This is a genomic window from Treponema sp. OMZ 838, assembly GCF_000775995.1.
Taxonomy (GTDB): domain Bacteria; phylum Spirochaetota; class Spirochaetia; order Treponematales; family Treponemataceae; genus Treponema.
Genome location: NZ_CP009227.1, coordinates 1,712,401 through 1,723,593 on the forward strand (window position 1 = coordinate 1,712,401; position 11,193 = coordinate 1,723,593).

Annotated in this window: 9 protein-coding genes; 4 read left to right on the forward strand and 5 right to left on the reverse strand. The window is 41.9% G+C overall.

What is annotated here, in order from left to right; translation table 11 throughout:
• Nucleotides 1-361: 361 nt before the first annotated feature.
• Complete coding sequence (locus QI63_RS07710; RefSeq protein ID WP_044015265.1) at nucleotides 362-2,068, forward strand: AAA family ATPase; 1,707 nt, start codon at nucleotides 362-364, stop codon at nucleotides 2,066-2,068.
• 763 nt (nucleotides 2,069-2,831) lie between these two features.
• Here the strand turns inward: QI63_RS07710 and QI63_RS07715 are convergent.
• Together QI63_RS07715 and QI63_RS07720 are read right to left on the reverse strand one after the other, a co-directional pair.
• Nucleotides 2,832-4,226: a tyrosine-type recombinase/integrase gene (locus QI63_RS07715; protein WP_044015267.1), complete on the reverse strand. Its 1,395-nt coding sequence runs from the start codon at nucleotides 4,224-4,226 to the stop codon at nucleotides 2,832-2,834.
• A 66-nt stretch (nucleotides 4,227-4,292) separates the two neighbouring features.
• Complete coding sequence (locus tag QI63_RS07720) at nucleotides 4,293-4,670, reverse strand: YjcQ family protein (RefSeq protein WP_052185514.1); 378 nt, start codon at nucleotides 4,668-4,670, stop codon at nucleotides 4,293-4,295.
• 140 nt (nucleotides 4,671-4,810) lie between these two features.
• Here QI63_RS07720 and QI63_RS07725 point away from each other — a divergent pair, with 140 nt between their 5' ends.
• Genes QI63_RS07725 through QI63_RS07735 form a run of 3 tightly spaced genes read left to right on the forward strand, consistent with a single transcriptional unit; the run spans nucleotide 4,811 to nucleotide 6,533 of the window.
• A complete protein-coding gene (locus QI63_RS07725) occupies nucleotides 4,811-5,299 on the forward strand; it encodes a hypothetical protein (protein ID WP_044015270.1) in 489 nt (162 codons plus the stop codon).
• On the forward strand, nucleotides 5,296-5,889 hold the full coding sequence (locus QI63_RS07730) for a hypothetical protein (protein ID WP_044015271.1): 594 nt from the start codon (nucleotides 5,296-5,298) through the stop codon (nucleotides 5,887-5,889). The genes QI63_RS07725 and QI63_RS07730 overlap by 4 nt, the downstream gene beginning before the upstream one ends.
• 20 nt (nucleotides 5,890-5,909) lie before the next feature.
• Entirely contained in the window at nucleotides 5,910-6,533 is a 624-nt protein-coding gene (locus tag QI63_RS07735) for a hypothetical protein (RefSeq protein WP_044015274.1), read from the forward strand.
• A 30-nt stretch (nucleotides 6,534-6,563) separates the two neighbouring features.
• On the opposite strand, the gene QI63_RS07740 is transcribed toward QI63_RS07735, so the two are convergent.
• Genes QI63_RS07740 through QI63_RS07750 form a run of 3 tightly spaced genes read right to left on the reverse strand, consistent with a single transcriptional unit; the run spans nucleotide 6,564 to nucleotide 11,176 of the window.
• On the reverse strand, nucleotides 6,564-7,097 hold the full coding sequence (locus tag QI63_RS07740) for an NlpC/P60 family protein (RefSeq protein ID WP_052185515.1): 534 nt from the start codon (nucleotides 7,095-7,097) through the stop codon (nucleotides 6,564-6,566).
• 10 nt (nucleotides 7,098-7,107) lie between these two features.
• Nucleotides 7,108-10,824, reverse strand: coding sequence for a phage tail protein (locus QI63_RS07745; protein WP_044015276.1), 3,717 nt, complete (start codon nucleotides 10,822-10,824; stop codon nucleotides 7,108-7,110).
• On the reverse strand, nucleotides 10,802-11,176 hold the full coding sequence (locus tag QI63_RS07750) for an NlpC/P60 family protein (protein ID WP_044015278.1): 375 nt from the start codon (nucleotides 11,174-11,176) through the stop codon (nucleotides 10,802-10,804). The genes QI63_RS07745 and QI63_RS07750 overlap by 23 nt, the downstream gene beginning before the upstream one ends.
• Nucleotides 11,177-11,193: the final 17 nt, after the last annotated feature.

Consider the following 11,193-nt stretch of genomic DNA (forward strand, 5'->3'; position numbering starts at 1 on the left):
CTGTAGAGCGTGTGCATATCCGCCAAGGAGGGCGGGGGTATTAAACAGGATTTGATGAAGAAAAACGAAGGCTTATTTTAGACAATGCTGTTGGCATTGTCTAAAAACGCTGCGAGTTTGCTTATCGCAAACATCGCCTATTGATTGCACTTTTTCATTTCGTTGCAAAAGTGTGGCAATTCGCCAATCCTCGCCTTTTGATTCGCAATCCGCTTTAGCGGATAAGATAAACCGTTTCCTTACAGAACAAGCCGACAGGTCTGATAAAGGCTGCGGTTGCCGAATTTTAAGGAACGATAAGAAACTGGAAGACGGAAGCGCAAGGATAGGCTTACTGCAATAATCTTGCTATACTGCAGGTATGAACGCACCACGCAAACTACCGATCGGCATCCAAAGTTTTAAAGATTTGAGGGAAAAAAAATTTCTCTATGTTGATAAAACGGTGTATCTTTCGCGATTAGTCAATAATAGTAAGGTGTATTTCTTAAGCCGTCCGCGCAGATTTGGTAAGAGCTTGTTTCTTTCAACCCTCGCTGCCTATTTTCTCGGTCAAAAAGAGCTGTTCAAGGATTTGTATATTGAACAAGCGGAAGAAGAACAGGCTGTACGAGAACAGCGATTGGCATGGCTGGAATACCCTGTGCTCTATTTGGATTTTAATACCGGGCAATATGAACTGAGCGGCGCTTTAGATGAAACGCTTAGCTATTTTTTAGATACCGAAGAGCCGAGATACAATCTGCAAAAGAGCGGGCTCTCTCATGCTAAACGGTTTACATCCCTGATAAAGGCTGCCTATCAGCAAACGGGTAAGCAAGTGGTCATCCTTGTAGACGAATATGATAAACCCCTCCTGCAAACAATGGGTGTGAACGAAGAACTGAACGAACACTACCGTAATACACTCAAAGCATTTTACTCTGTTATAAAAACCTGTGATCAATATATTCGCTTTGCGTTTTTAACCGGCGTTACTAAATTCAGCAAGATTAGTATTTTTAGCGATTTAAATAACCTCCGTGACATATCGATGGAAAAACAGTATGCCGGTATCTGCGGTCTCTCACAAACAGAGCTTGAAGAAACTTTCCAACAGGACATACAGGTGCTTGCCGATGAACAAGACCTCACGTATCAAGAGGCTTTGGCGGCTTTAAAGCAGTGGTATGACGGCTATTTGTTCCATCCTGCCGGGGAAGGGATGTACAACCCCTTTAGTGTGTTGAGCGCCTTAGCCAAAAAAGAGATTAGCAGTTACTGGTTCGGCACGGGAACACCGACTTTTTTAGTTAACTTCTTAAAAGAAGCACACTATTATATCCCCGACCTCGATGGCAATGTTGAGTTGAATCAAACAGGATTGGAAACGTACCGGGCGGTGGCACAGGATGCATTGCCCATTCTGTTTCAAGCAGGGTACCTTACCATCAAGAAGTATATAAAAGATCTGCGGCTGTATCAGCTGGGTTTTCCGAATGATGAAGTTCGGTACGGCTTTTTGGAGAATCTCTTGCCTGCGTATTCCGGTTTAACATTGAGTCAAAGCGGGGTATGGATAGGACGGTTTGTACAGGACATCCGCAAGGGGAATGTGGACGAGTTTATGGAGCGGCTTAAGTCGATTATTTCCAGTATTGTATACGACAACTTCACCGCAGAAAACTTGAAACTGCGGGAGCAGAATTACCAAACGGCAGTGTATCTCGTCTTTGCGCTGATGGGACAGTTTGTGCAAACGGAAGTACACTGCCACAGTACCGCCATGGAGGGCGGTGGTTCCATGCAGCAGCGATGTTTCGGCGGTGCCGAAACTCGTAGTCAAAACTATACATGGATGTATAGTTTTGACAGACGTGCAGATTGTGTACTCAAAACCGCTGATGCTGTGTATATCTTCGAGTTTAAGCTCTCCGATAACGGTAGTGCGGAAGAGGCTCTCAACCAGATAAAAACGCAGGAGTATGCGGCGCCGTACAAGGGAAGTGGGCAGAAGATAGTGCTTATCGGTGCGGGATTTGATGAAGAAAAACGAACGATAAGAGACTGGAAGGTAGAGAAGTTTTAGTTCAATATAAATCCCGCACCAATCCGCCACCGTCCGTGGCGGTACTGAAACGAGTTAGCGTGAAAATCATCACTGTTTAGCTTTTATTTTCAGAACTATGCTTTGAACCAAGGCCGGTTCTTAGGGCAGAGCCCCGCCCAAGAATGTGCGTCCTTGCACATTCTTGGGCTACGAGTTCGCAATGCGAACTCGCTGCTGCATAAAACCACCGCCATCCGTGGCGGTACTGCGGTATGTTGATTTGGCAGGAGTGCAAACGCACCAGGTAGAGTAGATAAAATCGCAGAATAATTGAGGCCGTGAGACCATTTGAACCATCTTCAACTGTTGTACATCCGTGTACAACAGTTGAAGGCGAGTTTTGTGCACGCACAAAACATCGCTGCTGTATTGGAACCACTGCCATCCTTGGCAGTTCTGGTTGAACGACCTCAATTATTCTGCTATTGTGTACTCAAGGAAAATGCTAAAAGATAGGGTGAAACGCTCCATTTTTGGGCGTTTCCAGTACATTTTTTAATCAGTTATCTTACACTCTGTCTTACAAAAACATTGTGTCTCTAACTGTCTTTATATTATGACATGAATATTTTCTTGTCAAGTATTGTTTTTACAATTTCGCATATTTTTAGTGATTTTTATCGATTTTTGAGGCTTTTTAGCCGGTTTTTACAAATTACTTGCATATACTATTCCTGCAAGGCGTATCGTAATGCCTTTCGTGGTGTGAAAAAAGCGTTTTATTGCTCACGTTCGATAGCCCCTAGGTAAACAGCTTTTCTATATCGATCGTCGCCTGGTGTTTTATTCGTTCTATGTCCGGCGTATAGTGATTAGTGTAACGATGCAATTCTTCGGTGCTTTCGTGACGGGTTATGTAGAGCATGTGTCCTTCCGAATGCCCCGCCATACTCAAGCACGTCGCAAATGTATGGCGGTAGCTGTGAAGGGTTAGGTTTGGCCTTTTGAAGCCAAGTTTTTTCATTGTCTTGTTAAAATCTTTATTGATACTTTCATAGCGAAGCGGTTTATAAACATCCGTAACGGAGCTAAAAATAAATGCTTGCCCGCTATCCTTTGCGGGGTGCTTTTCAATGTGCGCTATAAGTCTCGCTGCAAGGTCAGCTGATATTGGAACAATATCCACCCGCTCCGTTTTAGTACATTTAAGCCGATTCCCGGCGCGGCAGTAGTTTTTACTAATCCTGAGAGCGTATCCGTCTGCGTCTTTGATAAAATCTTGTATCTGAAGGGCTTGCAACTCTCCGATGCGGCAGCCGGTCTTAAAAAGTAATTCGTTAATCAGCCGATAGAGATCCGAACGGAAAGGATTATCATCGCTCATAAAAAGACGTTTAAGCTCTTCTTTTGTAAATATCGCTTTTTCTGCTTCTTTCTTTGCTTTCTTTTGGGAAGCCTTTGAATCCCTTGTTATCTGTGGTGTAACATCCCGAACAAGAAGGTTGTTCCGATAGGCAAATCGTAGCGCTTGAATAAAGCTAGAACGGATGCCTTTCACGGTCTCCACTTTGAGATTTCCGGCATTTTTTATCAACCCGAGCATCGTGTCAATTTTTGCTCCACTTATCTCGGTTAAAAGGCATTGCGGAAAATGCCGCGCATATTTTTTCATAATACAGAGGTACTGGTGAAATCGTTCGGGGTTTGGCGGGGTTTCGCCTTTGCGGATAAGCCCTTTTATGTACGGACTTTCGCTGTAATTCCAATAAAGAAGGATATAATCATAAAAAGTGAGGGTTGAAAGCCGATCTAATAACGGCTTGACTTCTTCCGGGGCATCTTCGTACTCTGCTGCCGATACGGAATATGGCCGCTGTGTGTTTTTACTACATTGGGTACCCTGCAACGCTTGAGCGATAGCGTCTTGACAGGCTGCCTGTACCAGCGCCGCTATTTCAGTATTAAGCGGACGCTTTTCATTGGAAAGCGTTATCATTGAAACATTCTTAACCCATTCGGTGTACTCTGTCGCAATGCCGCTATCAAACTCCATCGCCCGCCGATAGGCTATAAGCGTCGCTTCGTTCAGGTCTTTTGTACCGGTGCTTTTGGCGGTACAATACCGCTTGTTGCTGTAGTCATACAGCTGCGTCTGATAAATGCCGTTTCTTTTGTGCATACTCCACGGTTTACGCATAAGGGATACCTCCTAAAAGTAGACATCCCCTCCCGATGCGCATATCGGCATAAGGTGTGATATTCTTTATGGAACTATAGCATCTTTCACTTCTTTAACCGTTTTGAATGCGTTCCACATCCGCACCATCATGGTATTTTCCGCTAAATACTGTAATCCCTGAAGCGTCAAGCTGATTTCCGATATATCAATATCAACCTCGCCGTTTATATAATCGTCAATTCTTACGCCGGTAATATAACCGGCATCGTTAAGCATTTTGATATAAGCGTTCCATCGGTTTTCGGTGATTTTGAGCGCTTTGGGGCTAATTTCTTTTTCAGCGTCAAAATCTTCATAGTCAAGGCCTTTTTCAAGCCGGTTGAGAAGGGTATAAATTGTTTTAAATGCCTTTGTCATACTGACATTGTAACACACAATCGTATTTTTTGCAGTGTTTTTCATAAAGACCTCCGACAGTTATGCAAGTTCTTCGTTCATACCCTTATAGTCAGGTTGGGGCAAGATAACCGGTCCAATAAGCGCAAAATAAGCCCTTGCGCTCCCGCCTTTCTCGCGCTATACTATCAAATGAGGTGCGTTGTATGAAAAAGATTTACAGTTTAATCATTGTCTTTTGTATGTTTTATACATCCCTCGCTGCTACTGAATTTAAAAAACTGTATTATATCGATAAGTTTGATGATAAAACCAATGAATGGTATCTCTGTTCTGAACCGATTTTTGGAACGTCTCCCAATACATTTGGCGGTGTAACAGAATTTAGGGCTAATCTATGTGTAGATGAAGAGGACGTATTTTTTATAGTAAAAAGGCTCAATGGTGACAAATATTCCGGTGATGGAACCGTTTATGTAAAATTAAACAATGGTGAGACAAAATCTTTTTCTGTAAAAAATCATTCTAGCCAGTTCTATATAAGCGATAAAGAACAGGAAGAATTTAGAGCTTTACTTTTGCATGAAAATTCAATAAGAGTTGTTATTGAAATAGATTATATGGATTATAAATTTAAGCTCGGAACGATTGATTTAACGAACTTACATACTATATTGAAGGAAGGTCAAGAATGAAAAAGATTGCTGTTTTATTGCTGCTGGTGTTAGCTCTGGCGGGGTGCGGAAAAAAAGAAAGCGGTATATTTACCGTTCAAAATGATTCGAGTTATACGGTAACATTCGAAATTGGACAAGATTATAAAGTCGAAAGATATTCCATTGAAAGCGCAATGTCTAAAAATATCCCTTGGAAACAATATATACTTTTTTATCCCGTTAGTCCCGGCGGTGTTATCACTTGGAATCAAAGCTCTAATAAAGTCGTCATAACAAACAATACGAATATTTATAAATATAAAGTTCGCAATTCTGTTATGCCTATTACCATTCTTGATAACAATCAAAATATTCTATGCATAAACAAACTCAAGGTTGACACTATTTCTGTTCCAGAAGGGGAATCGGAAATAGAATGCTTCAGACCTATGACGAATCAGTTCATCGTTCTGGATAAAGGTACGCCATTTACTATAGATAGTAAGGAATATACTCCAATTGAAAAGATAGGAAACGATTACTATTTAAATGAAAATAATGCTGGAAAAATAAAAACATCAAAAATCAACATAACGATTGGAAACAATCTTATCGTTATCTATAAATAATTTAAAGAGGGTATCAAACTATGAAAAAACTATTTTTATATTTTACTCTGTTTTCCTTTTTGCTAATCTGTACGGCTTGCCCTCCGCCGACATTTGATTGTGTTATTGAGAATAATAGCGATTATCCGGCAGACATCTTATTGTTCCAGCATAAAAAAGCCCCCAATACCAATGACGATACTTTTACTTTACGACCGACAGAAAAAAGAACTGTTGCTTTTTACTACGATGGAGACAACGTACGGCTGACAAGCAAGAATTATAATGTACTGGAAAAAATATCGAAGTCAAAGTACATTATAACGAATTTGGAGCCTACAAAATATAATATACACAATCTGCTGCCTATAGAAATAACATTCCTTGACAATGGCAAAAACATTCTTGCAGATAAGGATACAAAAAAAATAACTGATAAAGTTTCTATTCCCAGCGGAAATTCTGAATGTTACTTTTTCAGAAAAATTAAATCTGATGATATTGTTTTACAACCCGTTGAAAATCTAACCAAAGACAGCTTTACATACTCTATTCAAGGAATTGCAGGTTGGTATTTTTTGAAAAGCACCGAATCATCAAAACCCACGGTAACACATGAAATACGTATTAACGTATCTACTGATGATATAATTATTTCTAATTGAATAACCAGTAGGTCTTTTGCTTGCTCTGGGCTATTTCTTTTTTAATTTCATTTTTGCAAAACGTTTAAATCGTTTGTCATATTTACTATAAAACCTTTCAGAGACACCATTGATTATAATATTACCATGTTCATCTTTTTTTTGTGTAGCATCAATAAAATAAATATTATTGTCGATGGTCTTAATATAAATGCCTATGTGAGTAGGCATATCATTATTATCTTCTTCGCCCATAAAAATTATATCACCTTCTGAAAGCGTGTCAGTGAATACCGAATAATACTTAAATAGATCTCGAACATTTGCATCGCAAAATAACAAATCATACTTTACACTATCTGCAACAGCGTATCGGTAACACTGCACAACAAATCCAGAACAATCAATGCTTATCACCCCTGTGTGCAAAGGTTCTCTTTTTCCCCATACATATTTAGTATTTGCATTGGCATATTTATAAGCATATAAAACGACCTTAGAACCAATTTCATTTGAAATAAAAAACGGCAGCTGACAAGATGTAATTATATAAATAAATATGAATAATAATATTTTCTTTTTCATAAATCCTCTGTTACCATCCTATATAGAATGATGAGGCAAACGCTTTATCAGAATTCTTATGAAAGGTCGCCCGTGTCAAATAACCCCATTGATTATTTATAGGATAACCATTTAATTCAAATTTATCCTCACTCAATCGCTCAATAAAAACGACTATAGCATATTGCCAGCCTCCTTTCATGTCATTATAAAAGCATCCCCCGCCAAAGATATTTAACCGCTCACCTATATCTATTCTATCTTTAAAAACATTGAACCACTCGTATTGATTAGTGTTTACCATTTTACCCCAATACCATGTGTTTAACAAGCCTTTGTTTGGTGTGATCTTTCCTGTCACGGTAACGTTTTTTAGTTCTGCATCATTAAGAAACGCTTCTCCAGATTTCTTTATTCTAAAGATTTCGTGCCCATTGTTTTTTGCTGAAATACCTATCTCATTATTAATTGCAACCTCAAAATCGTTAGGATTTTGTTCGTCACTATCTATTTTAAATTTTTTAGCGACAAGATTTTCTAAAAATGCATCTTGAGTTGCTAGCATTTTAATAAAACTGTTATTAGCAATCAGCTTTTCGGTGAATGTCTTTTTTACCGCTAATTCAAGGACATCTATATAGTCTGCTTTAAGCTTACCATTTACAAAAATATTATCGCTCTTGAATTGTATCTGATCTGCTTCGAGGCTTATTTGGCTTGCCAGTAATGCGGCGCGGCGGGCATCTTCCCAGAGGGGTTTTATCGCAGCTCCGGCATTCCCTTTAATACCGTAATAGTCGGTGTCTTTTACCTTGGCGTATACGGCGTTGACTTTTTCTAGGGTGCTTGCGTTTATGAGTTTTTCGCGGGTTGCCTCGTCAATCATAACAGGGAGGTTGAGGGTTAATGCCATTTGACCGGTTGCTCCGCCGCCTTTTACGAGGGCATGGATTGCCCCTGCCTGTACGTTTAAAAGGGCGGTAAGCTCGCGGCGCATATCGTCGGCTTTTGCAAGGATTTGTTCCTTGGTAATGCCGATATAGGATTGTAATCCCTCTTCCGTGTCCGATACCTTCAAAAGGATTTCGTCTTTGGTAATACTCAATCCGTCTTTGGCGTTGCGGGCGTCCTCGTCCATCTTATCAATTAAATCTTCAAGAGAGGTCCCATATCCGTTTAGTTGAAAGGCATCTGAAAAAGTATCGCCGCGGGCTATTACGTCAATCGCTGCTTGCGCGGCTTTTGCGGCCGCTTCGAGGGCTGCTTGTTTTACCGCTTGCTCGTTTACCTTTTTTAATTCGTCGCGGGTTACGTATCCCTTATCGGAAGTGTGCGGCTTCGGGTTGCTGTCTGGTATATAGGTAATATTGCTTTTATACTCCGGCAGCGTCCCGTATTCGTAAAGAGCGGGGTTGTAGTCTTTTAAGGTTAAGCTATAGCCGTGGTCTGCCGGTTCTATGTTTACGATTTTCATTGTACGGGTAACCGCCTGAAATCCACCGTCCGTGTCGAGGATACCGAAACTTAACACATCGCCTGAATGCGGAATACTATCGGCAGACTGCCGCACTTTTGAAACGACCTTGAGTGTGTCGGTTTTTCCGACGCCTGCAACTTCAACAGCACAAATACCATGCCCTTTGTTATCGATGCAATGAATAAGAACGCCGCACCGTTTCCCTTGCGGAAAATCGACATATCCGTCAAGGGTGATTGTTTTTAATAAGCCGCCCCACCATTTAACCTCTTTAACGGTTGAATGAGAAAGACCGACGGGCAAGGCTCTATGCTGTACTTCAACGCGGCTAAAAAGCGGATAGTATGCGCCCTCTGCTCCAACCCTCACGACGACGGTACGGGGGTGCGCTGCTTCTTCCGCCATCTGCCGCCAGACGTATTTATATGCCATCTTATAATCGGTGATATACTTTAAAGCGGTTATGCTGATGGTGTCGGTTTCGGGGTTGTACTCTTTACCGCTTCGCATAAAAACGACACTATCGGCGTCGTATCCTGCGTCTCGGTTTATGTAGGTAACTTTTTTACCGTCGGTTTTTCGTTTAAAGTCCTTGCTTGTCTGGATACTGATAATGTTTTCACTGTTAAGAAGTGCAACCGAATACGGGCGGCCGTTGTCGATTACCGCTTCAATCTTGCCGGTAAATTCATTATAGACTAAGGCGGCGTTTCCGTTTTGGCAGAGGGTATCGATCGTGTTTTTCTTTTTCTCACCGCGGGTGATAACGCCATCGGCATAAAATCCTTCTTTTTCGCAATACTCATACCATGCGCCGAAAGAAGCTAGATCAAGTTCATCATCGGCGTATTGGCTCGGCTTATGGTGTGGGCTTGTAAGGATTTCAAGTACCCATGAAGCGAGGTTCCGTGTCGGCACTTTTGAAGCGCTCCAGCTCTTTGCGGTTTTATTCCATACGCGGGCGAGGCCGGATTGAATAACGGAAAAGCTATCGAGCATATCGGCGGTATTTTCATTCGCGACAACACGGATACCGATCCTTGTACACTTGTCGCGTTTATCGGCTTCTAACAGTTGCGCGGCGACTAATGCTGATGCGCTTGACTTTTTCGCATCGTAGCAGGTGGTCTGCACGGCCAAAAGAATAACATTTTCTTGACTGTTACTCTTTGCCTTTGGTGTAACGCGCTTAACTCTTACGCTGATTTTCTTGCCATAACTTTGGGAAGCGGTAAAGGTTTGCGTTGCGCAATAGCGCATCTGCTTTTTCGTATTATACTCAAATGTATTCGAGACGGTGCCATTCTGGATAAAGCCTGAATCAAAAGTGTTCCATGTCGGCTCGGAGTCTTCGGGGTTGTTTGTCCATTCTACCTGTAGGGTTACGCTTTGCGCTTCCCACATATCATCCTTAAACTTACGGAGTCCGTCAAAAAGGACGATAACTTCAACCGCCATCGGGTTTGATGCTAATTCCTGAACGACGCCCGCTTTCCATTCTTTTTCAATACGCGTGTTCTCTTCCGCATCCTCCCCTGCGTGTTCGTGCGGTATCTGCTTATTGACGCTTACGCCGATAATCTTTTTATTAAAGGCATCGATGGTAAAATCTCCGGCTTGCCTAATTTCGATACGGTTGCGGCTATCGTAATAGGTACCGGCATCAAAATTGAATACGCCGTTTTGCGGGGTTTCGGTATTCCATGTTTTAACGGACGTGTTTTTCATTTGAAGCTTTTTAATAAGAATATCATTAAAGCCGCATTCTAAGACAAGATTTAAATACTGATCCTCTCCGCGCGCCCCTTCAATGGTGTAATGCGGCGGGCATAACAGGTAGGGAGTGAATAACGATTCGCCGATAGTGTACGGGAAATATTGACCGGTTGCGGCTCTGTTTTGTGCGCCTTTAACAAAAGGGAGACGTTCTATAGCATTCTTTGCTTTTGCATTTTTCTGCGCTTTTTGCAATGCCTCAAGCTGCTGTCGTTGCTCGTACATCTTAACACCGACAACGACACCGGCCGCAATACCGGCGACGGCAAGAAGAACAGTTGTTGCAATGAGTATACTTGTTGCTGCTGCGGGGAGGATACGGATAAAAATTATGTCATCATCTTGTAATTGATAATCGCAGGGAATAGCCTTGCCTGCTTTCAAAATAAGCGCGTGGTTCCAATCGATAGCGGGGAGCGCATCTTTTAAAACGCCGCTTGTTTCATACGTTGTTACGTCCTGCCCGATGCTATTATAAACGTGTATCAATGCCATAGATGCCCCTTATTTTAAAAGTTCCGATGCGATTAACCCGACAGCCGAGCCGCGTCATGTGAATAAATTCGGTTTCGTTTAAACAGACGCCGAGATGTAATTCCGCCCCCGCCGCCGTGTGTGTTTCCATCTCTAAAAGCGCGCCCTCTTTTGGTGTGTCGATTTTATGCACGTTAAGTGTCGGCGCATGAATAGCGCTTAAACGTACATGGTGATCTTCATAGTACACGTCGTCTAAGCGATACCCCGCGCGGCGGGCGACTTCGATACAAAGACCGTAACAGTCATACCCTGATTTATCCCTCCCGTGGTCTTTATACGATGCGCCGATTAAATCGTTTACTTCTATCATACTGATATAGTCATTCT

Coding starts and splice junctions, on each gene's coding strand:
- QI63_RS07710 (WP_044015265.1), top strand. CDS start 362: ATGAACGCACCACGCAAACTACCGATCGGCATCCAAAGTTTTAAAGAT.
- QI63_RS07715 (WP_044015267.1), bottom strand. CDS start 4,226: ATGCGTAAACCGTGGAGTATGCACAAAAGAAACGGCATTTATCAGACG.
- QI63_RS07720 (WP_052185514.1), bottom strand. CDS start 4,670: ATGAAAAACACTGCAAAAAATACGATTGTGTGTTACAATGTCAGTATG.
- QI63_RS07725 (WP_044015270.1), top strand. CDS start 4,811: ATGAAAAAGATTTACAGTTTAATCATTGTCTTTTGTATGTTTTATACA.
- QI63_RS07730 (WP_044015271.1), top strand. CDS start 5,296: ATGAAAAAGATTGCTGTTTTATTGCTGCTGGTGTTAGCTCTGGCGGGG.
- QI63_RS07735 (WP_044015274.1), top strand. CDS start 5,910: ATGAAAAAACTATTTTTATATTTTACTCTGTTTTCCTTTTTGCTAATC.
- QI63_RS07740 (WP_052185515.1), bottom strand. CDS start 7,097: ATGAAAAAGAAAATATTATTATTCATATTTATTTATATAATTACATCT.
- QI63_RS07745 (WP_044015276.1), bottom strand. CDS start 10,824: ATGGCATTGATACACGTTTATAATAGCATCGGGCAGGACGTAACAACG.
- QI63_RS07750 (WP_044015278.1), bottom strand. CDS start 11,176: ATGATAGAAGTAAACGATTTAATCGGCGCATCGTATAAAGACCACGGG.